Source organism: Micromonospora sp. DT229, from assembly GCF_049844505.1.
Classification (GTDB): Bacteria; Actinomycetota; Actinomycetes; order Mycobacteriales; family Micromonosporaceae; genus Micromonospora.
In genome coordinates, this window is sequence record NZ_JBNCLD010000002.1 from 470,243 (window position 1) to 496,057 (window position 25,815).

Here is a 25,815-nt window from a genome sequence, read left to right on the forward strand (position 1 = left end):
CGAAAATACCCAACTGCTACAGCGGCTCAATGAACCGCATCGGCGGACGGTTCCACGCTCGACGTCTCCGTGCCGCTGCGCCCACCCGAATCCGCAGCTCCGACGCCACGCCGGGCATCCCACCACAGACCGGCGGCGGTGGCCAACGCGCCCACACCCTCCCAGGCCGCCACCCCGAAGAACCGGCCGGGTGCCACGTCGGCCAGCACCGCGAGGGTGAACACCGTGAAGGTGACCAGACGGAAGACCACCGTGAAACGGTAGAAGGCCCGCCACTCGGTGGCGGTGGCCAGCAGGTAGTAGACCCCCATGTTGAAAGAGGCCATCGACGAGGCGGTCACGAAGACCCCCGTGTAGTCGCCGGCCATCCTGGTCTCGGGTATCTCGAAGCCGAGCATCCCCAGCAGCGCCTCCGGCCAGAGCAGCCCGACGACACCCATCACCAGCGCCAACACACCGAACACCGCGATCGTCCAGCCGGCAACCGAGCGCGGCAGCCTCATCTCGTGCCCTCCCCCTGTCGGCGTGACCGTCCACATCGACGGCCGCGTACAGCGTGCACGCTATCGGCCGACTCCGACGGACAACATCACCGAAACCGACAGACCTGCATCTGCCGTACCAACTCGCCGCAGCATCGACGGAGTTCGTCGTACGCCCTGGGAGGAGTTTCAGCGCAGGCGGCCTAGCAACTCCTCGGCGGCGGCCCGCTCGCTGCGCTGCTCGGTGGCGTACGCCAGGCGGACCGCCTCCTCGGCGCGGGTCCTCGCCTCGGTCCCGTGACCGCAGGCGGCCAACGCCTCGGCGAGCACGCTGAGCCCGATCACCTGGCTTCGCACGTCCTCGGCCGGCATCTGCACCGCCCGCCGGGCCCAGTCCAACGCCTGCTCGGGCTGTCCATGGGCGAGCAACGCCGAGGCGTACCGGGCCATCGACTGGCGTCGGGAGAACAGCAACGAGGGGGTACCCGCCGCCGCGGTGGCCACCGGCGCGAGCAACCCGACCGCGGTGGCGGAGTCCCCGGCCGCCAGTCGGGCGGTCGCCAACAGCACCCGGGGCGCCACCTGCGCCGGGGCCTGCGGATTGTGCGGCTCGACGCTGGTCAGCACGGCACGGGCGTCGCGTTCGGCGGCGGCACCGTCACCGGAGTCCAACGCCACGAAGCCCCGCAGGGTGCCGGCCATCCCGGTGAGCAGCGGATGACCCGTACGGCGGGCGTAGGACAGTGCGTCGGTCAACAGGTCGGCGGCGTGCTCCGGCTCCCCCAGCCCTCGGGCGATCACCCCGCGTACGACCAGGGCGAAGCCCTGCCCCCAGTCGTCCGAGGCGGCGGCGAAATCCCGGTACGCCCGCCGGGCCTCCTGATCGGCGTCGGCCAGCTCGCCGAGTTCGGCCTTGGCGTACGCGTCGACCGCCCGCAGGGTGCCCACCGCCCACGCCTCGCCGACCCGTTCACCGAACGGCAGGAAGATCCGGGCCAGTCGGTGTGCCTCCCGGAGCCGACCGGCCAGCAGCCGGGCGAAGGCGGTGGTGCCCCGTAGCCATGCCCGGCCGTAGGGGTCCTTGAGTTCGGCGAAGAGTCGCGCCGCCCGACCGAGGACGGCGTCCGTACCGGCGAAGTCCCCCCGGGTGGTGGTCACCCAGGCCAGATTCTGCAGGGACCAGGCCTGCCCCCGGCGGTCCTGTGCGGTCAGACTGACCTGGTACGAGGCGGCCAGTCGGCTACTGGCCTGACCCAGCCGGCCGGAGATGAAGTCCGCCATGCCCAGTCGCCGCATCGCCGAGGCCCGCAGGGCGGGCAGGTCGGCGTCCGTGGCCACCTGCAACGCCTCCCGCCACCAGCTCTCCGCCCGACGCAGATCACCCATCACCTGCTGGGCCTGCCCGGCCAGCAGCAGCGCGCTGACCCGGGTAGCCGCCTGGTCCCCGGCGTTGGCCGCGATCTTCTCGGCGTAGGCCAAGGCGTCGGCGGCCCTACCGACCTGGAACAGGGCCCGGGCGTGCACCACCCGGTCCGCACCCGGCACCTCGCCACGGGCCAGTTCGGCCGCGCGCTCGGCGTACTCGACCGCCAGGGCCGGCTCACCCTCCTGCAAGGATCGGCGCGCGGCCCGGCCCAGCGCCGCCACCCCCAGCGGCAGGACCGCCCGGGCCGGGGCGTCCGGGCGCAGGGTCACCGCGTCGGCCAGGGCCGTGGCCCGTTCCACATGGGCGGCCACGAAGTCGTCCCGGGCCGCGTCGGCGAAGCCACCCGGGCCGCCGGTCGCGCCCTCCTGAGGTGCGGCCCACCGGGCCAGGGCGGCATGCCGTTCGGCCAGCTCCGCCTTGCTGACCCCGGAGTACGCCGCCTCCCGCATCAGCGGTGTGGCGAAGGCGTACCCCGTCCGGGTGCGGTGCAGCATGCGGCGTTGCAGCAGCTCCTCCACCGCCCGTTCCAACTCCACCGCGACCACCGCCGCCGGCCTGCCGTCCCGGCCGGCGCGCTGTTCCCGCAGCACCTCCAGCGCCCCGTCGGGCACGGTGTCACCGACCACGGCCGCGTCCCGCAGCACGGCCCGGGCCTCCGGGGGCAGGGCGTCGATCCGCGCCGCGAGCACCGCCGCCAGGTCCCGGGAGAGCAGCCGACTGCCCAGCGAGCGGGGTGCCAACCGCCAGGTGTTGCCCGCCCCGGCGGTCAGCGCCCCCCGCTCCATCAGCAGGGTCACCAGTTCGGCCAGGTAGAAGGGGTTGCCCTGGGCGGTGGCGAGCAGTCGGTCGGTGTCAGCCTGGGGCAGCCGCCCACCGCCCAGATAGCTGGTGAGCAGCCGGGCCGCGTCGGCGCCCCGCAGCGGCGGCAGGGCGTGCACCTCGGCGTCCGCCACCCGGGTCAGGGTGCCGGCGGTCCTTACCAGTTCGGGTCGGCCGAGCAGCAGCACCAGGACCGGGCCGCTGAGCCGGGACAGGGTGATCTCCAGCGCCTGGATGGTCTCGCTGGTGGCGTCGTGCAGGTCGTCCACCACGACCATCAGCGGTGCCTCGGCGGCGAGCGCACTGAGCAGGTCCGCCACCGCGTTCGGCACCGCGTCGGCGTCCGGCGGCGGGGCACCGCTCCAGTCGACCTGGTCGGTGCCGGCGGGCAGTTCGGCGTACCCGAGCAGGGCCAGCAACTGGTCGACGGCGACCGGGGTGGGCTCGGAGCGGGACCGGCTGAGACGCTGTCCCAGCCGACGCAGCCGCTCCTCCACGGCCGCCCGGGTGACCGCGGTGGCCGTGTCGTTGGGCAGGCCGGCGGCGGCGCGTACCAGGTCGGCCAGGGGGGCCAGCCGGCGACGTTCACCGAAGGCGGCACACCGTACCGACAGCACCCGGGCCCCGGTGTGGGTGGCGTACCGCCCGGCACCCACGTCGTAGCCGGCGGCGAGCCGTTCCACCTCGGCGGCGAACCGGGACTTTCCGATGCCGGCCTCGGCGGTCATCAGCAGCACCCGGGGCTCGCCCCGGTCGATCACCTCGGCCAGCCGCCCGGCCACCCGGCCGATCTCGGTCTCCCGGCCGACATAGGGTGCCTCGTCGCCGAGGCCCGACCGGGTCCCCGGGGCGTCCAGCAGGCCGAGCAGTTCGTACGCCTCGACCGGCTCGCGCTTGCCCTTGAGCCGCAACGGCCGCAGCGCTCGCCAACTGGCCACGTGTCGGGTGGCCGCGGCGGTGCGGGCCCCGGCGTAGACCGCGCCGACGGCGGCGGCGTCGGCCAGCCGGGCGGCCGTGTTCACGGTGTCCCCGATGACGGTGTACTCGATGGCGGCCTGGATGCCGGCGATCACGTCACCGGTGTTCAACCCGACCCGCAGCCCCAGCGGCGCGCCGCCACCGCGCTCGTCGTCCAGCACCCGGCGCACCGCCCGCTGCATGGACAGGGCGGCGCGCACGGCCCGCTCGGCGTCGTCCTCATGGGCCACCGGGGCACCGAAGACCGCCATGATCCCGTCACCGGTCAGCTTGTCGACATGCCCGCCGAAGGTCTTCACCGCTCCGGCCAGGGAGGCCAGCACCCGGTCGGTGACCGCACCGACCCGCTCCGGGTCCAGATCCTCCGACCAGGAGGTGAAGTCGGACAGGTCGCCGAAGAGTACGGTCACCACCCGGCGTTCGGCGGCCGGCAGGGTGGCGGCGGCCGGCAGCGCGGCACCACAGTTGTGGCAGAACCGGGCACCGGGTACGGCGACGGTTCCACAGACCGGGCAGGTCACGGTGTTTCCAACCCCGGGGTGTCAGTGCTGGATTCCCGGCCCAGATATTCCAGTTGGGCGCGGACGGACCACTCCGCCGCCCACCACAGCGACCGGTCCACGTCGGCGTAGACCTTCGCGACCACCTCCGCCGCGGTCTCCGCGCCCTCGTCGAGGGCCACCCGGACCTGGTCCAGCCGGGCACGTCGGTGGGCGAGGTAGAAGTCGGCGGCGGCACCGCAGTCGGCCAGCGCCGGGCCGTGTCCCGGCAGGGCCGGGATCCCCCGGTACCCCGAGAGCAGTTCCAGACTGGCCAGGTAGTCGCCGAGGTGGCCGTCCGGGTGGCCGACCACCGTGGTGCCCCGACCCAGGATCGTGTCGCCGGTCAGCACCACCTGTCGACCACCCTGCTCGACCAGCAGGCAGATGGAGTCGGCGGTGTGCCCGGGGGTGGGCACCAGTCGGATGGACAGCCCGCACCCGTCGCCGCCCAGTTCGGTGCCGTCCGATCCGTCGCCGGTAAGGGGCGGGGCGTCGATGCTGTGCGCCGGGTCGACGGCACGGACCGGCACCCCACCGAGCAGTTCGTGCAGCCGCGGGGAGCCCTCGGTGTGGTCGGGATGCCCGTGGGTGATCAGGACCAGACCGATCGGCCCCTGGGCGGCGATCGCCGCCAGGTGCCCCTCGTCAGCCGGCCCCGGATCGACGAGGACCCCGTACGCCGCACCGGGTGCTCGCAGCAGCCAGGTGTTGGTGCCCTCCAGCGTCATCACGCCCGGATTGGGTGCCCGCAGCAACGTCGCCCACTCCGGAAGTTCGCTGGCGAGGGCGGTCACCGCCCCCGTCACATGCCCTCCCATGGCTGCGATCGTACGACCCCCGCCACCCGCCCCCGCGATCTTGCGGTTTCGGTCGCCGATTCGGCCCGATAAGCGCCCTTCGTCCCGACCAAAACTGCATGATCGCGAGGGTGGGTGGGGTGAGGTGGGGTGGGGTTAGGCGACCTCGACTATGGCTTCTACCTCGACGGGGGCGTCCAGGGGGAGTTCGGCCACGCCTACGGCGCTGCGGGCGTGGCGGCCCGCCTCGCCGAAGACGGCACCGAAGAGGTCCGAGGCGCCGTTGATCACGGCGGGCTGGCCGGTGAAGCCCGGGGCGCTGGCAACGAAGCCGGTCAGCTTGACGACCTTGACGACGTTCTCCAGGCCGACGAGGGCGTCGATCGCACCCAGGGCGTTGAGGCCACACTGCTGGGCCAACTGCTTGGCCTGCTCGGCGGAGATGCCGGCACCGACCTTGCCGGTGGCCAGCAACTTGCCCGCGGCGATCGGCAGTTGCCCGGAGACGTAGACGTGCTGACCCGACTGCACCGCCGGCACATAGCTGGCCACCGGCGGAACCACCTCCGGCAGGGCCAACCCGAGCTCGGCCAGCTTGGCGTGCGGCCCGTTGCTCATGCCTTAGCCCGCTTGAGGTACGCGACGAGTTGCTCCGGGTTCGGTCCGGGTACGACAGAGACGAGTTCCCACCCGTCCTCGCCCCAGTTGTCGAGGATCTGCTTGGTCGCGTGGACCAGCAGCGGCACGGTGGCGTATTCCCACTTCTGCATCGGTGGAGAGCTCCCTCGGTGGCATGGACACTTCCGGCCACAGCCTACGGTTCACCGGTCGGCCGGGAGGCGGGACGCTACTCGGGGGTGTTCGGCAGTTCCCCGCAGGGGCCCCGGTGGTCGTACGGCTGGGGACACCGGGTGCGGTCCGGCAGGGGCAGATCGCAGAAGACCCGGTGTCGGTTGTTCTGGTCGTCGGCGGTGGACACCTCGGTCTCCCCCGCGTCCAACTCGGGCAGGAAGTTCAACGAGGTGGCCACCCAACCGGCCAGGCTGGTCGCCGTGGTCAGGTCGGTCACCCTGATCGGCAGGTGAATGACGTACCCGGGGTCCTCCTCCCGTGCGTCCAGCGGCTCCGGGCAGGGCGGATCGACCGGACGCCGGTACGACCGTTCGTTGACCGGCAGCCGGCCGGAGGAGCCGACCCGCTGGGCCCGGGGCGGGAAGGGGGTTCGGGGGGTGTTCTCCGTGTCGCGCATGCGCTTCCTCCGGGCGTCGTACCTGGTCACGGCGCCGCCTGACGGCCCGGAGCGGTTGCCTGCGACTCCGGCCCGAACGTGCCGGAGCGACCGTAGGACGGCCTGCTGGTCCCATCAACAGGACGCGCGTATCCGACTGCGTTCGGTCGCATTTGCGACACTCGTCCAGCAGATTGCTGATCGCGCCCCGGCGCCGGAGGCACCATGCCCCCCGCGCTCCCGGTCCGGACCGCTACCCTTCCGGTCTGGACGGGCGCGCGGCCCGGCCGCCCGATCCCACGGCTCGCCAGCGCCACGCGGCGACGCACCCACACCGGGGGGACGCGATGACCCAGCCACCCACCAGCGGCCCGACCGGCCCCGTGAACCTGCCGCCGACCCCACCCGGTCACCCGCCGTACCCGCCGAGCGGTCAACCTCCGTACCCGCCGACCGGTCAGCCACCGACCGGGCAGCCGCCGTACCCACCGACCGGTCAGCCGCCGTACCCGCCGACCGGGCGACCGCCCCGTAAGCGCGGCGCCCTGCTGGCCGCCCTGGCCCTCGCGGTGGTGCTGCTGCTCTGTGCCGGCGGTGGGGTGACCGCCTTCCTCACCCTGCGCCAGGCCGAGGCCGGCGAGGGGGCGCCGGAGCCCTCGGTGGCGGTGGACGAGTTCCTCACCGCCGTCTACCAGGAGCGGGACGCGGCGAAGGCGGCCCGCCTGGTGTGTTCGGCCGCCCGGGACCAGGAGAAGATCCGCGCCAAGGTCGCCGAGGTCGAGGAGTACCTGTCGGCCCACCAGAGCCCCCGGTTCCGCTGGGACACCCCGACGGTGAACAACGAGACCGGCGACCGGGCCACGGTCACCGCCACGGTCACGGTGACCACGGCCGACGAGAAGATCGCCGACCAGGCACTGCGCTTCACCGTGATCCGCAAGACGGGCTGGTGGGTCTGCGAGGTGGCCTGAGCCCGTCGGGTGGATAGGCTCGACAGGTGGGAGCGAAGCAGCGACCGGCCGAGCGGGTCGGCACCGATTGGCCCGCTCGTCTGCACGTGGTGACCGGCAAGGGCGGCACGGGCAAGACCAGCGTGGCAGCCGCGCTGGCCCTGGGCCTGGCCGCCGGTGGGCGTCGCACCCTGCTGGTCGAGGTGGAGGGGCGGCAGGGCATCGCCCAACTGTTCGGCACCGACCCCCTGCCGTACGCCGAGCGGCACCTGGTCGAGGCACCCGGCGGCGGTGAGGTGTACGCGCTGGCGGTGGACGCCGAAGAGGCGCTGCTGGAGTACCTCGACATGTTCTACAAGCTCGGTGCGGCCGGGCGGGCACTGCGCAAGCTGGGTGCGATCGACTTCGCCACCACGATCGCCCCCGGGCTGCGCGACGTGTTGCTCACCGGCAAGGTCAAGGAGGCCACCACCCGTACGGTCGACAAGCGGCGGGTGTACGACGCGGTGGTGCTGGACGCACCCCCCACCGGTCGGATCGGCCGCTTCCTGAACGTCACCGCCGAGACCGCCCGACTGGCGAAGGTGGGCCCGATCAAGACCCAGAGCGAGGGGGTCGCGGCGCTGCTGCGCTCACCGATGACGGCCGTGCACCTGGTGACTCTGCTGGAGGAGATGCCGGTGCAGGAGACGATCGACGCGATCGGTGAGCTGACCTCCCTGGGCTTCGCGGTGGGCAAGGTGATCATCAACGGGGCTCGACCGCCGCTACCCACGGGAGGGCTGGTCACCCAGTCGGAGCTGACGCGTGGGCTGCGTGCCGCCGGGCTGCCGACCGAGGGCAGGATCGTCTCCGGTCTGCACGAGGAGGCTCGCGACCAGGTGATTCGCCGGGAGTTGGAGGATTCCCTGCGCGCCGAGCTGGTGGAGGTGGGGGTACCCCTCCTGGAGTTGCCGTTGCTGCCCGGCGGGGTGGACCGCGCCGGCCTGGACCTGCTCGCCGCGGCGCTGGTTCCAGGCGATTGACTCACACCTTGACGCCGGCCCCACGCGCGGCCGGGGTTGGCCCGATACGCTCGATTGGTGCCTTCCGACAACGCCGCGCCGCCGCTGGACGTCGACCAGATCCTGGCCGACCCCGGCGTACGGATCGTGGTCTGCTGTGGGGCGGGCGGAGTGGGCAAGACGACCACGGCCGCGGCGCTCGCCCTCCGAGCGGCTGAACAGCACGGCCGGCGGACGGTGGTGCTCACCATCGACCCGGCCCGACGGCTGGCCCAGTCGCTCGGCCTGACCGAGCTGGACAACACCCCTCGGCAGGTCAAGGGGATCGACGTCGAGACCAGCGGTGGCGAGTTGCACGCCATGATGCTCGACATGAAGCGCACCTTCGACGACGTGGTGCTCGCGCACACCGATCCGGCGAAGGCAGCGGAGATCTTCGCGAACCCCTTCTACCAGGCGATGAGTTCCACCTTCTCCGGGACCCAGGAGTACATGGCCATGGAGAAGCTGGGCCAGTTGCACGCCCGGGGCGAGTGGGATCTGATCGTGGTGGACACCCCGCCGTCCCGTTCGGCGCTGGACTTCCTCGACGCACCGGCCCGGCTGTCCCGGTTCCTCGACGGGCGGATGCTCCGGCTGCTGCTGGCCCCGGCGCGTACCGGGGGACGCAGCATGTTCAGTCTCGTCACGGCCTCGTTCGGGATGTTCTCCCGGGTGGTGCAGAAGGTGCTCGGCACCCAACTGCTGACCGACCTGTCCGGCTTCGTCGCCGCCCTGGACTCCATGTTCGGGGGTTTCCGGCAGCGCGCGGAGCAGACGTACCGCATCCTCCAGGCCCGGGAGACGGCCTTTCTGCTGGTCGCGGCGCCCGAGCCGGACGCGGTCCGGGAGGCCGCCTACTTCGCCGGTCGGCTACGCGAGGAGAAGATGCCACTAGTCGGTCTGGTGCTGAACCGGGTGCACCGCCCGGCGGTGCCGGAGTTGGATGCGCAGACCAGCCGGGCCGCCGCCGACCGGCTGCGGTCCGTCGGCGGCCATGAGGGCACCGTCGAGGTGTTGCTCGCGCACGCCGCTCTGGCCGAGCAGTCGGTACGCGAACAGCAGGTGGCCGCGCGGTTCACGGACGAGTTTCCGCAGGTGCCGACCGTGTCGGTGACGGCGCAGCCCGCCGACGTGCACGACGTCGACGGGCTACGCACGATCGCAGCGGCGATCAGCCGCTCCTGACCCCGGGGCGTCGGTGCGGCGATCAGCCGCCTGTGAACCCCGGGGCCGGTACGGCGATCAGTCGTTGCCGACCGCGCCGGTGGTGACCAGGATCTTGTCCTTGCCGCTCTTGTCCTTGGCGTTCTTCTTCATCGCCGCCTCGAACATCTTGCGCCAGCTGGCGACCTGCGGATGGCGGCGCAGCAGGGCCCGGCGTTCGCGTTCGGTCATGCCGCCCCAGACGCCGAACTCGATCCGATTGTCCAGCGCGTCGGCCAGGCACTCGTACCGGACTGGGCAGCTACGGCAGATCCGCTTCGCCACGTTCTGTTCGGCGCCCTGTACGAACAACGCGTCCGGGTCCCCGTTCTGACACGCCGCCAGCGACGGCCAGTCAGTGATCATGCCCATCTGTACTCGTCCCCCCTTGCAGTACTACCGACGCCGTCGCGGGCCAGCCGGCTTTTCCCCCGGTCGTCCGGCACACCTCACCCCAGGGCGGCACGAACGACTCATGTGGCGCTGTCGCCGCCCTCATCATGCTCTGTAGTTGCCCGATTACGCAACGTTGTCGGCCAAATCCATCATTCCGGACACTCCCGGCTTCTCGGGCTCGGGCCCCCCGCTTACCCCACCGGAGTCCACGAAAACGCTGCGAGTCGCCCCCGGACGGAGGAAACTCGACTGGATCACGCAACCGGACACCCGGGGTCACGCGTTTAGCACAACGAGGCCGGCGCGCGCAGGAAATGGGGAAAAGACGCCCCAGCGCCCCTCGTTACCTGTTCGCGTACTCTGTCGAGGTGACCTGGATGCGGAAACGTGACCACAATGTCCTGACCAATGCCGCATCGCTGCTCATCTGCGGGCTGTTGGCCGGCGTGGTGGTCGCCGCCGCGGCCTTTCCCGCAGTGGCGATGTCAGGCCTGGCCGCGAAGGCCGGCGCGGACACCTTCGGTGCCCTGCCCAGGGAACTGACCCTGGCCCGCCCTCCCCAGATCAGTTATCTGCTCGCCTCCGACGGCAAGACCCCGCTGGCCACCATGTACGACGAGAACCGGCGGGAAGTGAAGTTCGACGACATCTCGCCGCACATGCGGGCCGCGATCATCGCCGCCGAGGATCACGACTTCTACAAGCACAACGGAGTCGATCTCAATGGTGTGGCTCGAGCCTTCGTCAACAACAGCTCCGCCACCAACGACCGGCAGGGCGCCTCGACGCTGACCATGCAGTTCGTCCGGATGAGCATCGCCTATTCGGCCACTCATCCCGCCGACGTACTAGCCGCCACCGAGGACACCAGCGCTCGTAAGCTGCGCGAGATGCGCTACGCGATCCAGCTCGACAAGGAGCTGTCGAAGGACGAGATCCTGGAGCGCTACCTCAACCTCGCCGCCTTCGGCAACGGCGCGTACGGCGTCTTCGCCGCCAGCCAGGTCTACTTCAACAAGAAGCCCAAGGACCTGAAGATCGAAGAGGCCGCCATGCTGGCCGGTCTGGTCAAGGCGCCCACCTCGTTCGACCCGAGCACCAAGAGCGGCTACCCGCAGGCGGTCGCCCGGCGCGACTACGTCATCGACAACATGGTCAAGACCGGCGCGATCACCCAGCAGCAGGCCGACGAGGCCAAGGCCGTCAAGCTGGTGGTCAAGGGCAAGCGGGCGCCGAACGGCTGTGTGGCCACCAACAAGAACGCCTGGGGCTTCTTCTGCGACTACTTCTACCGCTGGTGGATGTCGCAGGAGACCTTCGGCTCCACCTCGTACGACCGGGAGCGGCGGCTCAAGAGCGGCGGCTACACGATCGTCACCACCCTGGACAAGCAGGCCCAGGACGGCGCCGACAAGGCGGTCCGCGCCGCCAAGCCGGTGACCTCCGCGGAAGCGGTGATGATCGCCGTGGTCGAGCCCGGCACCGGCCGGGTGCGCGCCCTGTCGGTCAACCGGAACTTCAAGCTCGACAACCCGAAGAAGCCGAAGAACCGCCCGCACAGCGACCCGGTCCAGCGCAACAAGGGCAAACTCGGCAACTATCCGAACACGGTGAACCCGCTGCTCACCGGCGGTGACGGCATCACCGGCTACCAGGCCGGCTCGGTGTTCAAGATCTTCACCATCGTGGCCGCGTTGGAGAAGGGCATCCCGCTCAGTTACTCCATCAACGCGCCACAGCAGTTCAAGTCCGAGTACATCCTCCGCCAGGGGGCCCCGGCCACCTGCCCGGGCACGCACTTCTACTGCCCGACGAACTCCGACCGCAAGCCGGGCGGCATCAAGGACATGTGGAGTGCCTTCTCGGCCTCGACCAACACCTACTTCGTGCCACTGCAACAGCAGGTCGGTGCGGCGAACGTGGTCGACGCGGCCAAGCGCCTGGGCATCCAGTTCCGGCAGAGCGAGGACGCGAAGTTCGCCAACAACAAGGAAGCCGCCAACCAGTGGGGCGCCTTCACCCTGGGCGTCTCGCAGACCACCCCCCTGGAACTCGCCAACGCGTACGCCACCCTGGCCGCGGACGGCAAGTACTGCGAGCCCATCCCGGTGCAGGAGATCCGCGACCTGGACGGCAACAAGCTGGACGTGGCCAACCCGCGCTGCGAGAAGCGGGTCAGCACGGAGGTGGCCCGGGCTGCCGTCGACGCCGCCCGCTGCCCGGTCGGTGACAACTCCTCCACCAGCAAGTGCGGCGGCAGCCGTACGGCCGGCGAGGGCCGCTGGACCGTGGGCAAGCCGATCGCCGGCAAGTCCGGCACCACCGATGGGGAGAAGAGCGCCTCTCTGGTCGCGATGACCAAGCAGTACGCGGTGGCCGGCATCCTGGCCGACCCGGACTGGCCGCAGACCAACGTGAAGATGAAGCACAAGCCCGCCGACGGCATCAACCCCCCGGTCTTCCAGACCCTGAAGGCCGCCATGAACGGCAAGAAGGCGATCAACTTCGAGCCGCCCGGCCAGAAGATCGCCCTGGGTGACCAGCGCAGCATCCCTGGGGTCCGGTGCCTCAGCATCGATCAGGCGAAGTCCCGCCTCTCCGGTGCCGGCTTCACACCGGTCGTGTCGAGCAGCCGGATCGCCTCGGACTGCCCGGCCGGCAGCGCCGCCGGCACCAGTCCGGAGGGTCGCACCATCAAGGGCGGCATCGTGATGATCACGGTCAGCGCCGGTGGCGGTGGAAGCAACAACGACGACGACGGCAATGGTCGACCCGGCGGTGGTCGACCCGGCGGGCCGCCCAGCCGTCCACCGACGGACCGGCCTGGCGGCTGACCGTCACCCCGTAACGCCGACCGGGCGGGTACTCCTCACGGAGTGCCCGCCCGATCGCTTTGTGCTGTGCCGCCGACAGCTCACAGGCCGGCCTGGCGGCAGGTCAGAGGCCTAGCTGGCGGCGTACCTCGGCGGCCACCCGGCCCCCCTCGGCCCGGCCGGCAACCGCGGCCTGGGCCGCCTTCATCGCCGGGCCCATCTGGGCCTTGCCGGTGAAGCCGCCCGCGGCGAGCGCCCCCGCGACCAGGTCGGTCAGCTCCGCCTCGGAGAGCTGCTGCGGCAGGTAGCGCTCCAGCACCTCGCCCTCGGCGGTCTCCTTGGCGGCCTGCTCGGCGCGTCCCGCCCCGGCGAAGGCGGTAGCGGCCTCGCGGCGCTTCTTGGCCTCCTTGGTCAGCACGGCCAGCACCTCGTCGTCACTGAGCTCACGCTTGGCCTCACCGGCGACCTCAGCCGTGCCGACGGCGGCCAGGGCCATCCGCAGGGTAGAGGTGGTCAACTCGTCGCGGGCCTTGAGGGCGACGCGCATGTCGGCGGTCAGGCGGTCCTTCAACGTGCTCATGGACGCCCAAACTACCCTGATCGCCATGCGAAAGCGCACAATATTCCGGCTCGCGACCGCCACCGTCGCGACGGGCGCCGCCGCCCTGGCGTACGCCTCCCTGGTCGAACGCAACATGTTCACCCTCCGGCGCTTCGACGTCCCGGTGTTGCCGGCCGGCACCGAGCCGTTGCGCGTCCTGCACCTGTCCGACCTACACATGACCCCCAACCAGGTACGCAAGCAGCACTGGGTGGCCTCGCTGGCCGCCCTGGACCCCGACCTGGTCGTGGTGACCGGCGACAACATGGCCCACCCGGAGGCGGTGCCCGGGGTGCTGCGGGCCCTGCAACCCCTGCTCGACTACCCCGGCGCCTTCGTCTTCGGCTCCAACGACTACACCGGCCCGGTCTGGAAGAACCCGTTCAGCTACTTCCTGCCCGAGCGGGAGTACACCGAGGGGGTCGAGCTGCCCTCCGAGGAACTGCGGGACGTCCTCGTCGGGGCCGGTTGGGCGGACCTGAACAACCGGCGGACGACCGTCAAGGCGGGCGGGCGGACCATCGAGATGGCCGGCGTGGACGACCCCCACGTCGAACGCGACGACTACAGCGCGGTGGCCGGCGCGGTCTCCGCCTCGGCGGATCTCTCCGTCGCCCTGACCCACTCCCCCGAGCCCGCCCTGCTCGACGAGATGGCTGCCGACGGGTTCGCCCTGCTGCTCGCGGGTCACACCCACGGCGGCCAGGTCTGCGTCCCCGGGGTGGGCGCCCTGGTGACCAACTGTGGCCTGCCCCGCTCGATGGCGAAGGGCCTGCACCGCTGGCCCGGCTCCGACTCCTGGCTGCACGTCTCCGCCGGCCTCGGCACCCACCCGACCGCCCCGGTCCGGTTCGCCTGTCCCCCCGAGGCCAGTCTGCTGACCCTGATTCCACGCTGAGCCCGCTGGGCCCGGGTGGCCCGGGTGGCACGGTGATCGACTCCGTTACGGCGATACGGCGGTAACCGGCCCCGGCTGACCCCGCCATTGCGCCGTAACGGAGTGGATCACCGCTGGCCGGGGTACCGAGTTTGACCGTCGGGGCGGGTGGGCTACTATTTGTCGGCACGCCTCGGGGTGTGGCGCAGCTTGGTAGCGCGCTTCGTTCGGGACGAAGAGGTCGTCGGTTCGAATCCGGCCACCCCGACCAGAGGTACCAGCGATCAGGGCTGGCTTTCCGTCACGGAGAGCCAGCCCTGATCGCTTGGGTCGTACCGCAGCGGCGGGCAGGGCTTGGACGGGCAGGCGGGCGAGATGCCGGGTAGCCTGGCCCGGGTGCGGATCATCGCGATTGTGTTCGGCTTCGTTGTCGTGACGGCCGCCGTCCTGTTGATCTCCATGGTCGTGACGGCCAACGCCCGACGACGAAGCCATGCCCTGGAGGCGTCCGCCCGGTGGGCGGTACGTCACTACGCCATCCCGGGTCGCGGGCACACCGTCGTCGGGGTGGCGCTGACCGACGCCGAGGGCCGGATCCGTGGTGAGCATGTGGTCGCCCGCATCCCGGACGACGCGCAGGACTGGCAACGCGAATTCGTCGCCGCCCGGCAGGAGGCCGAGGAGCGTGCCTTCCACCTCAACATCGACCGCCCGCCGATCGAGGGCTGAACCCCCTCCCCGGCGCGAGAGGCCCCAGACCGGTGCCGGCCTCATGCGATGGCCAGCACCGGTACCAGCTCAGCAGTTGGTGTAGCCCTTGCCCTTCTTGCTCCACGAGCACTTGTCGATCTGCTTGCCGCTGGCGTTGCGCAGGTAGGCGGTGTCGCCGGTGTTGTTCCAGATGTAGTTGCCCGAGCCCCAGTACCGGGTGCTGGTGGTGTTCTTGCCCTTGCCGGTACGGATGATGACGCTCTTGCCCTTGCCGAGCTTGAAGTTCCCGCTGAACTTGTAGACGTGGTTGGCCTTGTCCCGCAGGGTCCAGTTCTTCAGGTTGATCGTGCTGGACCGCCGGTTGGTCAGCTTCACGTACTCGGCGTTGAGGCTGGCGTTCGAGCGGTTGTCCTTGCCCGGCGAGTCGTAGTACACCTTCGTGATCTCGATCGCCGGGGTGGCGGCCTGCGCCGGGACGGCGGCGACCAGCGAGCCACCCACCGTCATGGCAACCGCGGTGATGAGTCCGAGAAGCCTTCTCGTCATGCGTCTACCCCCACTGAGAGCGCCGTGAACGGCGCGGTTTGATCACGCCGACGCGCGTGACCGCAGCGAGGTTAGCGACGAAGCCCGGCGACGTGAACATCCACGAGGGTCGCGCCGAGGAATACGATCCGGGCGGCGGAATCGGGCACCCGGCCGGCTCGCCCGGATCGACCAGTTTGGACGATCATGATCGACCGGCGTCCAGATTCACATCCACCGAAGAGCGACCGCAGCCGACCGAACCGACTGCGGCCGACTGGAGCCACTGTGGATGCCCGGGCTGGTCAGTAACCACAGGTCATGCCGGCGGTGTGGCTCACCTGCACGGTGTGGGTGACACATCCCCGGCCGCTGACCTGGTGCAGCAGCAGGGCGGTCGGCTCGGCCACCCAGCCGATCTGCTCCTCCTCCGTCATCGTCAGGGTGGCCTGCCGCCAGGTGCTCGGCGCGACCGTCAGCACCGTACCGGCGAAGGCGGTGGTCACCGGCCGGTGCAGGTGTCCCGCGGCGACCCGTACGACCTGGGGGTGGCGCAGCAGCACCTCGGCCAGGGCGTCACCGTCGGTGAGGCGGATCTCGTCGGCTGCCGGAATCCCCACCTCGACCGGCGGATGGTGCAGGCAGACGACCGCCGGCACGTCGGGACGGGCCGTGAGCACCCCGTTGAGCCAGTCGAGTTGCTCCGCGCCGAGCCGACCAGCATTCGATCCCGGGACCAGCGAGTCGAGCATCACCAGGGTCACCCCGGGCCGCTCGACCTGGTAGTAGGTCGAGAAGCCGCCCCCCAGGCAGGGGGTGCCTCCGAAGGCGTCCAGCAGTGACTCCCGGTCGTCATGGTTGCCGGTGGTCAGGTACAACGGCAGCGGGAAGCGTCCGATCACCTCCCGCAGGGCGGCGTACTCGTCCGCTCGACCGTGGTCGGCCAGGTCACCGGTGATCACCACACAGTCGGGCCGGGGATTCAGCGCCAGGACCCGACCCAGGGCGTGATGCAGCCCGGCCACCGGCTCGGCGCCGAGCGCCCCTGCGGTGAGGTGCGGATCGCTGAGGTGGGCGATGAGCATGGAGAGCCTCCACTCGACCGGAACCTTCACGCTATCGCTGCGGCGCCCTCCGCGAGGGCCGGTCCACAGGCCCCGTCCACAGCCTGTGGATAGCACATGTGTACGAGCATCAGCCTGCTTCCGCACACCATGAGTACGCTTGATAAGCGCCCCGGTACCCGGCCGGGACCCCTACCTACCTGGAACGACGCACAAGTGGATCACCTGCAAGTCATTCGTGACGTCACGGTCCGTCTCTCTCTGGCGCCGACCGTCGCCGAGGTCTGCCAGGCGAGCGTCGACGCGCTGGCCCGGCACACCCCCGCGACCATCGCCGTCCTGCTGCACGTAAACGGCCGACTCCGCTGCGTCGCCGCCACCGGGTCCTGGCAGGTCTTCGCCACCGTGGCCCCGGACGCCGGGATCGTCGGCCGGGTCTTCACCGGCGGCAACCCGGCCATCGTCCCGGACGTCACCGCCGATGCCGACCACATTCCGGTACGTCCCGACGTCACCGCCGAGGTGTGCGTACCGATATGTGATCCGGCGGGGCGCCGCATCGGCGTACTCGATTTGCAGTGGACCGGCCCGGCCGACCTGGCCGCGTGGCGGGCGACCGCCGAGCGGGTAGCCGGCCGGCTGGGAGCCCGGATCATGGCGCTCGGCGGGCCGGCGGAGAGCCGCAGCGAGAAGCTGCTCCGGCACTCCAGCGCGATGACCTCGGCTACCACCGAGGGGGACCTGCTGGCCACCGCGATCCGGGCCGCCCGGGACGTGTCCGCCCTCGACGCGGCCATCCTGGTACTCGCCGGCCGTAGCGGGCCCCGGCTCGGCGAACCGACCGCCACCCCGGGCGAGTTGGAGACCCGGATGCGCGCCGAGCTGACCGAGGCCGGTCCGCAGGCGCTGCGTGCCATCATCGCCCGAGCCCATCGGTACGGCGCCGGTCACACCCTCGGCGAGGCGGGTCACCCACCCGTCGAGGAGCATGAGCCACTGGTCCGGGCCGGGGTACGAACCCTGGTGGCGGTACCGGTAGGGCCACCCGAGGGCGGCGGGGCGCTGCTGGTCGCCGACGAACGGCTGCTGCGCCCGGACCCCCGGACGGTCAACCTGTTGGAGCTGCTGGCCGGCCAGGCCTGGAGCTGCCTGGACCGGCTGCGCACCCTGGACCGGTTACGGGAGCAGGCCAGCTCCGACCCGCTCACCGGGCTGCGGCACACCGGCCCGTTCGGGCAGCGGATCGCCACCGCGACGCCGGGACGTACCGCCCTGCTGGCGATCGATGTCGACGGTTTCAAGACCGTCAACGACACGTACGGCCACCAGGCCGGCGACCGGGTGCTGGTCGGCCTGGCCCGGGCCCTGGAAGGCGCGCTGCGCCAAGGCGACGAGTTGTACCGAATCGGCGGTGACGAGTTCGTAGCCGTGATCGAGGTCAGCCGCCCGGAGGAAGCCGTCCGGGTCGCCGAGCGGCTCACCGCGGCCGCCCGCCGCGTCGGCCGTACGATCAGCGTCGGGGTCGCCCTCCCCCGCCCCGGCGAGTCCCCCGAACTGACGCTACGCCGCGCCGACCAGGCCCTCTACGCCGTCAAACGCCAAGGCCGCGACGGCGTCCGCCTCTCCGCCGCCTAACCCCACCCCCACCCCTGCGCATTGATCATGAGGTTCGCGGCAGTTGTCGATCTCCAGACTGCCGCCAACCTCATGATCAACCCCGCAAAGAAGGGAAGGGTTAGGGGCGGGCTAGGTGTTTGGCTAGGAGTTCGGCGATTTGGGCGGTGTTCAGGGCGGCGCCCTTGCGGAGGTTGTCGCCGGTGACGAAGAAGTCGAGGGCCCGGGGGTCGTCCAGGGCGCGGCGGATCCGGCCCACCCAGGAGGGGTCGGTGCCTACGGCGTCGATCGGCATGGGGAACTCGCCGGTGGCCGGGTCGTCGACCACGATCACCCCGGGAGCGTTGCGCAGCACCTCACGGGCCCCGTCGGCGTCGATCTCGGTGGCGAAGACGGCGTGCACCGCGACCGAGTGACCGGTCACCACCGGTACCCGGACGCAGGTGGCGGAGACCTTCAGGTCAGGCAACCCGAGGATCTTGCGCGACTCGTCGCGCAGCTTCATCTCCTCGGATGACCAGCCCTCGTCGGCCAGTGAGCCGGTCCAGGGCACGACGTTGAGCGCCAGGGGGGCCGGGAAGGGACCGAGGTCGTCGCCGACCGCCTGCCGTACGTCGCCGGCGCGGGAGCCGAGGGACCGGTCGCCGGCCACCTTCGTCAACTGGTCGTGCAGGGTGTCCGCACCGGCCCGACCGACCCCGGAGACCGACTGGTACGAGGCGAGCACCAGCTCACGCAGCCCGTACTCGCGGTGCAGGGGAGCCACCGCGACGATCATCGCCAGAGTGGTGCAGTTGCCGTTGGCCACGATGCCGCGCGGCCGGTGACGCAACTGTTCGGGGTTGATCTCCGGAACCACCAGGGGGACATCCGGGTCCATCCGGAAGGCGCCGGAGTTGTCCACCACGACCGCGCCCCGGCGGGCGGCGATCGGTGCCCAGTGCGCGGCGACCTCGTCCGGTACGTCGAACATCGCCACGTCGACGCCGTCGAACGCCTGCTCGGTCAGGGCCTGGACGGTCAGGTCCTCGCCCCGGCAGCGGATCGTGCGCCCGGCCGACCGCTCGGAGGCCAACAGGCGGATCTCACCCCAGACGTTGCGCCGCCCGGAGAGCAGCTCGCACAGCACCGTGCCGACGGCTCCCGTCGCCCCGACCACAGCCAGGGTGGGCAGCCCGGCCACCCGCGCTACCGCCCTGTCCCCGCGTACACCACGGCCTCAGTGTCGCCCCCGAGGTCGAATGCCTCGTGGATGGCGCGAACGGCAGCGTCCAGGTCGGTGTCCCGGCACACCACGGAGACCCGGATCTCCGAGGTGGAGATCATCTCGATGTTGACCCCGGCCTGGCCCAGGGCGGCGAAGAAGCCGGCGGCGACACCGGGGTGCGAGCGCATCCCGGCGCCGATCAGGGAGACCTTGCCGACGTGGTCGTCGTAGAGCAGGCCCTTGAAGTTGACCGTCTCCTTGATCTTGCTGAGCGCCGCCATCGCGGTGGGCCCGTCGGCCTTGGGCAGGGTGAAGGAGATGTCCGTCCGCCCGGTGCCCTCGGTGGAGACGTTCTGCACGATCATGTCGATGTTGATCTCGGCACCCGCGACCGTGTCGAAGATCCGCGCCGCCGCGCCCGGCTCGTCGGGCACCCCGACGATCGTGATCTTGGCTTCGCTGCGGTCGTGGGCCACTCCGGTGATCAGCGCCTGCTCCACGGGAAGCTCCTCCATCGATCCGGTGACCATCGTGCCGGTGTTTGTCGAGTATGACGAGCGGACGTGGATCGGCAGCCCCGCCCGGCGGGCGTACTCCACGCTGCGCAGGTGCAGGACCTTCGCACCGCAGGCGGCCAGTTCCAGCATCTCCTCGTAGGTGATCTGCTTGATGTGCCGGGCGTTCGGCACGATCCGCGGGTCGGCGGTGAAGATGCCGTCCACGTCGGTGTAGATCTCACAGACATCGGCGTTCAGCGCAGCGGCCAGCGCCACCGCCGTGGTGTCCGAACCACCTCGCCCCAGCGTGGTGACGTCCTTGGTGTCCTGGGAGACCCCCTGGAACCCCGCGACGATCACCACGGCGCCCTCGTCCAGGGCGCCCTTGAGCCGCCCCGGGGTGACGTCGATGATCCGCGCCCGGCCGTGCACCGAGGTGGTGATCACGCCCGCCTGGGAACCGGTGAAGGATCGGGCCTCGTACCCCAGGTTGTGGATGGCCATGGCCAGCAGGGCCATGGAGATCCGCTCCCCGGCGGTGAGCAACATGTCCAGCTCGCGACCGGGTGGCAGCGGACTTACCTGGTTGGCCAGGTCGAGCAGTTCGTCCGTGGTGTCACCCATCGCGGAGACCACGACCACCACGTCGTCGCCGGCTTTACGGGCGGCCACGATCCGCTCGGCCACCCGCTTGATCCGCTCGGCGTTGGCGACGGAGGACCCGCCGTACTTCTGCACCACGAGTGCCACGACGGTGCACTCCCTCCCGGTTGCTCGGAGCGTGCCGGCAGGCTGAGCGGCCGGCACAGGGGCTGAGCGTGCCGACGCCGCCGGCACCGGGGCCGGCGGCGCGGGTCGGACCAAGTCAGCGTATCGGTCCCCTCTGACCGCCGGGTCAGGTGATCCCACGATCCGGCCCGGGTACGGGGGTGAGGTGGCGCGCGACACGCCGGAAACGGGTGCCCGCCGGGGGGTGTCCGCGCGACGCCCACAACGCCGAGAATGACCGGGTGTACGCCCACCGTCCGGCTCGCCGTCGGGTCGCCCCGCTCGTGCCTGCCCTGCCCGTGCTAATCCTGTCCGCGCTGCTCGCCGGCTGCTCGGCCGATCCGCCCGCCGACCCGACGCCGCCGACCTCGGCCCCCCGCCCGGTGGGGATGGACGCCGCCCGTGACGAGTTGGCCGCCCTGGCGGCCGCCGCCCAGGATCGGCACCTGGTCGCCCGCTACACCCTGCAGGTCGACGGAGCCGCCGACCGGCTGATCCAGGTGACCAGCGCGAACGACGGCAGTTGGCGGGTGGACGTGCCCGGCGGGGCCCTCGGCGGCCTGGCGGACATCGCCCTGGCGGCCACGACCGACGGGCTGTTCCAGTGCGCGCTGCCCACCCCGAACCGGCCGGAACCCCCCAGCTGCGTACGCCTCGGCGAACGGGACGACACCCTGCCCCGCCGACTCGACCCCCGGGTGCAGCACCCGTTCACGGACTGGCTGGACGTGCTGACCGACCGCCGCGCCCCGCTGTCCGTCTCGCCGGCCGTGGCACCGGCCGGGGCCGGCGGCTCCTGCTACTCCGTGGAGACCACCGCGGCCTCGATCAACCCGCCGCTGGATGTGGGGATCTACTGCTTCGACGCCGACGGCACCCTGACCGCGGTACGGGCGGCGTTCGGCACGCTGATGCTGGCCGGAACCCCGGAGCCGGCCCCGGCATCGGTGCAGTTGGCCGGCCCGGTGGTGGAGGGCGACCCCCTGGGCCTGGCGGCCCCGGTCACCGAGGCACCACCGACCGGTACCGGTGAATCCCCTGATCAGGAGGTCACCGGAACGCCCTGATCGGCCATCCGTTACGGGTGCTTTACCCCACATTCGACCACCACGCCAAAGCGGTCAAACACCTCATAGGGGACACTGGTCGCATGACCGACCTCACCCCACTGCTGGCCTTCCGGTGGAGCCCTCGGGCCTTCGACCCGTACGCCGAACTACCCCCGGCCGAGGCGGCGACGCTGCTGGAGGCCGCCCGCTGGGCCCCCTCGGTCGGCAACGCGCAGCCGTGGCGGTTCGCGGTCGGGCACCGCGACGACGACACCTTCAAGCGGATCCTGGTCAACCTGTCCCCGAACGAGCAGCGCTGGGCCGGGCGGGCCGGGCTGCTGGTGCTCGTCGCGCACACCCGCACCGGTCACCCGACGGCCGCGTACGACCTGGGTCAGGCGGTGGCCCATCTCACCGTGCAGGCCACCGCACTGGGGCTGCACGTACGCCAGGTGACCGACCTGGATCGCGCTAGCCTGGCAGCAGACCTCGACCTGGCCGCCGACCTGCGACCGTACGTGGTGGTCGCGGTCGGCCAACTGGGTGATCCATTGAGCCTGCCGGCCGACCTGGTGGCTGAGGAAACCGGCCTGCGACACCGGCAGCCCCTCGACGAACTGGTCCTGACCTGCGGAGATACGGCACCCTGAATGGGCGGATGCGAATTGCGTCTCATACTGCGGACCCACCTTCCCACCTTCGCCCCCATCACGTAGGGTGACTCTGTCATGTGGCAGGCGAGCCTTCTTCTTGGTCGCCGCGACGAGGCCTGAAGGCCGGCACCTCGTCGCGGAGTCGAACCGCGCCGCCAGCACGTCCCCGGATCCCTCCGCTCGGCGCATCGCCGTCGACAGCCACTGCTGACGTCACATGACCCAGGAGATCTTCGCCATGGCCCACCAAGCCAGCACCACCGACATCGATTCCGATCAGATCGCCCGGCAGCGGCCCAGCCGGATGCCGTTCCGCCGTTACCAGCCGTACCAGCAGCAGTTCCGCATCGACCTGCCGGACCGCACCTGGCCCACCCGGCACGTCGAGGCCGCCCCCCGCTGGTGCGCGGTCGACCTGCGTGACGGTAACCAGGCCCTGATCGACCCGATGTCCCCGGAGCGCAAGCGCCGGATGTTCCAACTGCTGGTCCAGATGGGCTACAAGGAGATCGAGGTCGGCTTCCCGTCGGCCAGCCAGACCGACTACGACTTCGTCCGGCAGCTGATCGAGCAGGATCTGATCCCCGAGGACGTGACGATCCAGGTGCTGACCCAGTGCCGGGAGCACCTGATCGACCGGACCTTCGAGTCCCTGCGGGGCGCCCGCCGGGCGATCGTGCACTTCTACAACTCCACCTCGACGCTTCAGCGCCGGGTGGTGTTCGGGCTGGACCGCGACGGCATCGCCGACATCGCCACCACGGGCGCCCGGCTCTGCCAGAAGTACGCCGAGATCCACACCCCGGACACCGACATCCACTACGAGTACTCCCCGGAGTCGTACACCGGCACCGAACTGGAGTACGCGCTGGAGGTCTGCGCGAAGGTCATCGAGGTGATCGACCCGACCCCGGACCACAAGCTGATCATCAACCTGCCGGCCACGGTCGAGATGGCCATGCCGAACGTGTACGCCGACTCGATCGAGTGGATGCACCGGCACCTGCCCCGCCGCGACAGCCTGGTGCTCAGCCTGCACCCGCACAACGACCGGGGCACCGGGGTGGCCGCCGCCGAACTGGGCCTGCTGGCCGGGGCGGACCGGATCGAGGGCTGCCTGTTCGGCAACGGCGAGCGCACCGGCAACGTCGACCTGGTGACCCTGGGGCTGAACCTGTTCTCCCAGGGCATCGACCCGATGATCGACTTCTCGAACATCGACGAGATCAAGCGGGCGGTCGAGTACTGCAACCAACTGCCCGTGCACGAGCGTCACCCGTACGCCGGTGACCTGGTCTACACCGCCTTCTCCGGCTCCCACCAGGACGCCATCAACAAGGGCTTCGCCGCGCTGAACGCCGACGCGGCGGCGGCCGGGGTACCGGTCGACGACTTCACCTGGGCGGTGCCCTACCTGCCGATCGACCCGAAGGACCTGGGCCGCAGCTACGAGGCGGTCATCCGGGTCAACTCGCAGTCCGGCAAGGGCGGGGTCGCGTACATCATGAAGACCGAGCACCAGCTGGACCTGCCCCGCCGGCTCCAGATCGAGTTCTCCGGCGTCGTACAGCAGGTCACCGACCACGACGGTGGCGAGGTCGGCCCGGACACCATGTGGCAGATCTTCGCCGGGCAGTACCTGCTCGACCACCAGAGCGACCCGAAGGTGAACCTGACCGAGTACGCCATCGGCACCGCCGACGGCAAGGTCGAGATCACCGCGCAGGTCGCCCTCGCCGGGGAGCCCCGGGCCCTCACCGCGATCGGCAACGGCCCGATCGACGCGTACGTCAACGCCCTCGGCTCGACCGGGGTGGCGGTACGGGTGCTCGACTACCACGAGCACGCCCTCTCCTCGGGCGGCGACGCACAGGCCGCCGCCTACGTCGAGTGCGAGGTCGACGGTCGTGCGGTCTGGGGGGTCGGCATGGACGCCAACATCGTCACCGCCTCCATCAAGGCGGTCACCAGCGCCGTCAACCGCGCCCACCACTGAGCTGCCAGGAAGGGCCCTTTGGCGACAAGGGGCCCTTCCTCAGCACCCACCGCCCGCCGGCCTCACTCCTTGCGGGGTGGGCGGTGGACGAGCAGGGCTGCGATGATCGCCCCGCCCAGCAGCAGCCCGGCGCACCAGAGCAGGGCGCCCCGGTAGGCGGCGGTCAGTTCGGCGGGCTGCTCGTACCCGGTGCCGGAGAGTCCGACCAGCAGCGGCAGGGCGGCTACCGCCAGCAGCCCGCCCACCCGGGAGGCGGCGTTGTTGAAGCCGCTGGCCACCCCGGCGAACCGGTCGGCGACCGCGGCCAGCACGGAGGCGGTCAGGGGTGCCACCACCATGGTCAGGCCGACCCCGAACACCACCACCCCGGGCAGCACCTGCCGCCAGTACGACGCGCCCGGGCCGACCTCACGCAGCAGCAGCAGACCGACGGCGGCCAGGACCGGACCGACAGTCAGCAGCAACCGTGGCCCGATCTTGGTCGACAGCGCTCCTGCCGCCGGTGAACCGACCAGCAGCAGCAGGGTCACGGGCAACAACGCGAGGCCGGTCCCCAGCGCCGACCAGCCGACCACGTTCTGAAGGTAGACCGCGATGATGAAGGTGAACCCGCCGAGGGCGGCGTAGACCAGCACGGTGAAGAGGTTCAGTACCGAGAAGAGTCGGCTGCCGAACAGCCCGGTGGGCAGCATCGCCGTCTCCCCGCGCCTTCGCTCCACCAGGACGAACACCACCGCGGCGAGCACCGCTACCAGGGCCGCCCCGACCACCGGCGGGGCACCCGCTCCCCGCTCCGGCGCGTCGACCAGGGCGTAGGTGACCCCGGCCAGAGCCAGCGCACCCCACAGCGCACCGGCCACGTCGAACCGCCGGCCCGACCCACGGGTTCGCGAGGTGCTCTCGTCACCCCGGCTCTCCGGTACCCAACGCAGGGCGGCCAACACCACGAGCACGGCCAGCGGCACGTTCAGGAAGAAGATCCACCGCCAGGAGAGGGCATCGATCAGCCAGCCACCGATGAAGGGCCCCAGGGCGGTGGAGACACCCGACAGGCCGGACCAGGCGCCGATCGCCTTCGCCCGGTCGTCGGGATGGAAGCTGGCTTGCAGCAACGACAGGGAACCCGGGGTCAGCAGGGCACCGCCGACCCCTTGAAGCAGCCGCGCGGCCACCAGCCAGTCGGTCCGCAGTGCCAGGCCACAGAGCACCGAGGCGCCGGTGAACCAGATGACGCCGAGCAGGAAGATCCGCCGCCGGCCGAACCGGTCTCCGAGGGCACCTCCGAGCAGTACGAAGGCAGCCAGGGTCAGCAGGTACCCGCTCACCGTCCACTGTAGGCCGGAGACGGAGGCCCCGAGATCGGCGCCGAGCCGAGGCAGCGCCACGTTGACCACGGTGCTGTCCAGGAAGACCATGCCGGAGGCGAGTACGGCGGCCGCCAGGGTGCCCCGGCCGGCTGCCGAGCTCAACCGGAGCACGGGTACGGGTTCAGCCATGTCTACCAATCTGCCGTGCACCATCTGCCAGACACCACGAAACGCTAAAACACCGTACGGGTACTGTGCGGGATCGG

23 protein-coding genes and 1 tRNA gene are annotated in these 25,815 nt (G+C 71.0%); 11 read left to right on the forward strand and 13 right to left on the reverse strand.

All coding sequences use genetic code 11. From position 1 onward, the window contains the following. Positions 1–26: 26 nt before the first annotated feature. The 6 genes from ACLQ2T_RS04975 to ACLQ2T_RS05000 all read right to left on the reverse strand — a co-directional run bounded on the left by ACLQ2T_RS04975 (position 27) and on the right by ACLQ2T_RS05000 (position 6,293). On the reverse strand, positions 27–503 hold the full coding sequence (locus ACLQ2T_RS04975) for a hypothetical protein (RefSeq protein WP_425764771.1): 477 nt from the start codon (positions 501–503) through the stop codon (positions 27–29). 168 nt (positions 504–671) lie between these two features. Next, a complete protein-coding gene (locus tag ACLQ2T_RS04980; protein ID WP_425764772.1) occupies positions 672–4,226 on the reverse strand; it encodes an adenylate/guanylate cyclase domain-containing protein in 3,555 nt (1,184 codons plus the stop codon). Continuing rightward, positions 4,223–5,065, reverse strand: coding sequence for an MBL fold metallo-hydrolase (locus ACLQ2T_RS04985; protein WP_425764773.1), 843 nt, complete (start codon positions 5,063–5,065; stop codon positions 4,223–4,225). The genes ACLQ2T_RS04980 and ACLQ2T_RS04985 overlap by 4 nt, the downstream gene beginning before the upstream one ends. A gap of 135 nt (positions 5,066–5,200) precedes the next feature. Then, positions 5,201–5,662, reverse strand: a complete 462-nt coding sequence (locus tag ACLQ2T_RS04990; RefSeq protein WP_425764774.1) for a RidA family protein — start codon at positions 5,660–5,662, stop codon at positions 5,201–5,203. Next, the gene (locus ACLQ2T_RS04995) at positions 5,659–5,814 is read right to left on the reverse strand and encodes a DUF4177 domain-containing protein (protein ID WP_012184767.1); all 156 of its coding nucleotides are present in this window, start codon (positions 5,812–5,814) and stop codon (positions 5,659–5,661) included. The genes ACLQ2T_RS04990 and ACLQ2T_RS04995 overlap by 4 nt, the downstream gene beginning before the upstream one ends. A gap of 77 nt (positions 5,815–5,891) precedes the next feature. Beyond that, positions 5,892–6,293, reverse strand: coding sequence for a hypothetical protein (locus ACLQ2T_RS05000; protein ID WP_425764775.1), 402 nt, complete (start codon positions 6,291–6,293; stop codon positions 5,892–5,894). A 326-nt stretch (positions 6,294–6,619) separates the two neighbouring features. Between ACLQ2T_RS05000 and ACLQ2T_RS05005 the strand changes: the two genes are divergently transcribed. Genes ACLQ2T_RS05005 through ACLQ2T_RS05015 form a run of 3 tightly spaced genes read left to right on the forward strand, consistent with a single transcriptional unit; the run spans position 6,620 to position 9,453 of the window. After that, complete coding sequence (locus tag ACLQ2T_RS05005; protein WP_425764776.1) at positions 6,620–7,243, forward strand: hypothetical protein; 624 nt, start codon at positions 6,620–6,622, stop codon at positions 7,241–7,243. Between the two features lie 26 nt (positions 7,244–7,269). Further along, a complete protein-coding gene (locus ACLQ2T_RS05010; protein ID WP_425764777.1) occupies positions 7,270–8,247 on the forward strand; it encodes an ArsA-related P-loop ATPase in 978 nt (325 codons plus the stop codon). A gap of 54 nt (positions 8,248–8,301) precedes the next feature. Next, positions 8,302–9,453 (forward strand): ArsA family ATPase, encoded by a 1,152-nt coding sequence (locus ACLQ2T_RS05015; protein WP_425764778.1) that lies wholly within the window; start codon positions 8,302–8,304, stop codon positions 9,451–9,453. A gap of 57 nt (positions 9,454–9,510) precedes the next feature. On the opposite strand, the gene ACLQ2T_RS05020 is transcribed toward ACLQ2T_RS05015, so the two are convergent. Then, a complete protein-coding gene (locus ACLQ2T_RS05020) occupies positions 9,511–9,843 on the reverse strand; it encodes a WhiB family transcriptional regulator (RefSeq protein WP_013736324.1) in 333 nt (110 codons plus the stop codon). Positions 9,844–10,244: 401 nt separating this feature from the next. Here ACLQ2T_RS05020 and ACLQ2T_RS05025 point away from each other — a divergent pair, with 401 nt between their 5' ends. Continuing rightward, positions 10,245–12,701, forward strand: a complete 2,457-nt coding sequence (locus tag ACLQ2T_RS05025) for a penicillin-binding protein (protein ID WP_425764779.1) — start codon at positions 10,245–10,247, stop codon at positions 12,699–12,701. 103 nt (positions 12,702–12,804) lie between these two features. On the opposite strand, the gene ACLQ2T_RS05030 is transcribed toward ACLQ2T_RS05025, so the two are convergent. Then, on the reverse strand, positions 12,805–13,260 hold the full coding sequence (locus ACLQ2T_RS05030) for a GatB/YqeY domain-containing protein (protein ID WP_425764780.1): 456 nt from the start codon (positions 13,258–13,260) through the stop codon (positions 12,805–12,807). 25 nt (positions 13,261–13,285) lie between these two features. Between ACLQ2T_RS05030 and ACLQ2T_RS05035 the strand changes: the two genes are divergently transcribed. The 3 genes from ACLQ2T_RS05035 (at position 13,286) to ACLQ2T_RS05045 (ending at position 14,887) form a co-directional block, all read left to right on the forward strand. Continuing rightward, a complete protein-coding gene (locus tag ACLQ2T_RS05035) occupies positions 13,286–14,179 on the forward strand; it encodes a metallophosphoesterase (RefSeq protein WP_425764781.1) in 894 nt (297 codons plus the stop codon). A 173-nt stretch (positions 14,180–14,352) separates the two neighbouring features. After that, positions 14,353–14,429 (forward strand) — tRNA-Pro (locus tag ACLQ2T_RS05040). Positions 14,430–14,554: 125 nt separating this feature from the next. Further along, entirely contained in the window at positions 14,555–14,887 is a 333-nt protein-coding gene (locus ACLQ2T_RS05045; RefSeq protein WP_425764878.1) for a hypothetical protein, read from the forward strand. A gap of 69 nt (positions 14,888–14,956) precedes the next feature. Here the strand turns inward: ACLQ2T_RS05045 and ACLQ2T_RS05050 are convergent, their stop codons facing one another. Continuing rightward, entirely contained in the window at positions 14,957–15,415 is a 459-nt protein-coding gene (locus ACLQ2T_RS05050; RefSeq protein ID WP_425764782.1) for a lamin tail domain-containing protein, read from the reverse strand. 284 nt (positions 15,416–15,699) lie between these two features. After that, a complete protein-coding gene (locus tag ACLQ2T_RS05055; RefSeq protein ID WP_425764783.1) occupies positions 15,700–16,479 on the reverse strand; it encodes a phosphodiesterase in 780 nt (259 codons plus the stop codon). Between the two features lie 195 nt (positions 16,480–16,674). On the opposite strand from ACLQ2T_RS05055, the gene ACLQ2T_RS05060 reads away from it, so the two are divergent. Beyond that, entirely contained in the window at positions 16,675–18,093 is a 1,419-nt protein-coding gene (locus ACLQ2T_RS05060; RefSeq protein WP_425764784.1) for a diguanylate cyclase, read from the forward strand. Between the two features lie 100 nt (positions 18,094–18,193). On the opposite strand, the gene ACLQ2T_RS05065 is transcribed toward ACLQ2T_RS05060, so the two are convergent. Next, positions 18,194–19,255 (reverse strand): aspartate-semialdehyde dehydrogenase, encoded by a 1,062-nt coding sequence (locus ACLQ2T_RS05065; protein WP_425764785.1) that lies wholly within the window; start codon positions 19,253–19,255, stop codon positions 18,194–18,196. A 5-nt stretch (positions 19,256–19,260) separates the two neighbouring features. Further along, a complete protein-coding gene (locus ACLQ2T_RS05070; protein ID WP_425764786.1) occupies positions 19,261–20,526 on the reverse strand; it encodes an aspartate kinase in 1,266 nt (421 codons plus the stop codon). Between the two features lie 260 nt (positions 20,527–20,786). Between ACLQ2T_RS05070 and ACLQ2T_RS05075 the strand changes: the two genes are divergently transcribed. The 3 genes from ACLQ2T_RS05075 to leuA all read left to right on the forward strand — a co-directional run bounded on the left by ACLQ2T_RS05075 (position 20,787) and on the right by leuA (position 24,242). After that, a complete protein-coding gene (locus ACLQ2T_RS05075; protein WP_425764787.1) occupies positions 20,787–21,611 on the forward strand; it encodes a hypothetical protein in 825 nt (274 codons plus the stop codon). Between the two features lie 83 nt (positions 21,612–21,694). Continuing rightward, positions 21,695–22,243 carry a nitroreductase family protein gene (locus tag ACLQ2T_RS05080; RefSeq protein ID WP_425764788.1) on the forward strand — a complete coding sequence of 183 codons (549 nt, stop codon included), beginning with the start codon at positions 21,695–21,697 and terminating at the stop codon, positions 22,241–22,243. Between the two features lie 220 nt (positions 22,244–22,463). After that, positions 22,464–24,242, forward strand: coding sequence for a 2-isopropylmalate synthase (leuA, locus tag ACLQ2T_RS05085; protein WP_425764789.1), 1,779 nt, complete (start codon positions 22,464–22,466; stop codon positions 24,240–24,242). A gap of 62 nt (positions 24,243–24,304) precedes the next feature. On the opposite strand, the gene ACLQ2T_RS05090 is transcribed toward leuA, so the two are convergent. After that, positions 24,305–25,738 carry an MFS transporter gene (locus ACLQ2T_RS05090; protein WP_425764790.1) on the reverse strand — a complete coding sequence of 478 codons (1,434 nt, stop codon included), beginning with the start codon at positions 25,736–25,738 and terminating at the stop codon, positions 24,305–24,307. Between the last annotated feature and the right edge of the window lie 77 nt (positions 25,739–25,815).

Coding starts and splice junctions, on each gene's coding strand:
- ACLQ2T_RS04990 (WP_425764774.1), bottom strand. CDS start 5,662: ATGAGCAACGGGCCGCACGCCAAGCTGGCCGAGCTCGGGTTGGCCCTG.
- ACLQ2T_RS05005 (WP_425764776.1), top strand. CDS start 6,620: ATGACCCAGCCACCCACCAGCGGCCCGACCGGCCCCGTGAACCTGCCG.
- ACLQ2T_RS05080 (WP_425764788.1), top strand. CDS start 21,695: ATGACCGACCTCACCCCACTGCTGGCCTTCCGGTGGAGCCCTCGGGCC.
- ACLQ2T_RS04975 (WP_425764771.1), bottom strand. CDS start 503: ATGAGGCTGCCGCGCTCGGTTGCCGGCTGGACGATCGCGGTGTTCGGT.
- ACLQ2T_RS04985 (WP_425764773.1), bottom strand. CDS start 5,065: ATGGGAGGGCATGTGACGGGGGCGGTGACCGCCCTCGCCAGCGAACTT.
- ACLQ2T_RS04995 (WP_012184767.1), bottom strand. CDS start 5,814: ATGCAGAAGTGGGAATACGCCACCGTGCCGCTGCTGGTCCACGCGACC.
- ACLQ2T_RS05055 (WP_425764783.1), bottom strand. CDS start 16,479: ATGCTCATCGCCCACCTCAGCGATCCGCACCTCACCGCAGGGGCGCTC.
- ACLQ2T_RS05035 (WP_425764781.1), top strand. CDS start 13,286: ATGCGAAAGCGCACAATATTCCGGCTCGCGACCGCCACCGTCGCGACG.
- ACLQ2T_RS05000 (WP_425764775.1), bottom strand. CDS start 6,293: ATGCGCGACACGGAGAACACCCCCCGAACCCCCTTCCCGCCCCGGGCC.
- ACLQ2T_RS05030 (WP_425764780.1), bottom strand. CDS start 13,260: ATGAGCACGTTGAAGGACCGCCTGACCGCCGACATGCGCGTCGCCCTC.
- ACLQ2T_RS05020 (WP_013736324.1), bottom strand. CDS start 9,843: ATGGGCATGATCACTGACTGGCCGTCGCTGGCGGCGTGTCAGAACGGG.
- ACLQ2T_RS05090 (WP_425764790.1), bottom strand. CDS start 25,738: ATGGCTGAACCCGTACCCGTGCTCCGGTTGAGCTCGGCAGCCGGCCGG.
- leuA (WP_425764789.1), top strand. CDS start 22,464: ATGACCCAGGAGATCTTCGCCATGGCCCACCAAGCCAGCACCACCGAC.
- ACLQ2T_RS05050 (WP_425764782.1), bottom strand. CDS start 15,415: ATGACGAGAAGGCTTCTCGGACTCATCACCGCGGTTGCCATGACGGTG.
- ACLQ2T_RS05025 (WP_425764779.1), top strand. CDS start 10,245: ATGCGGAAACGTGACCACAATGTCCTGACCAATGCCGCATCGCTGCTC.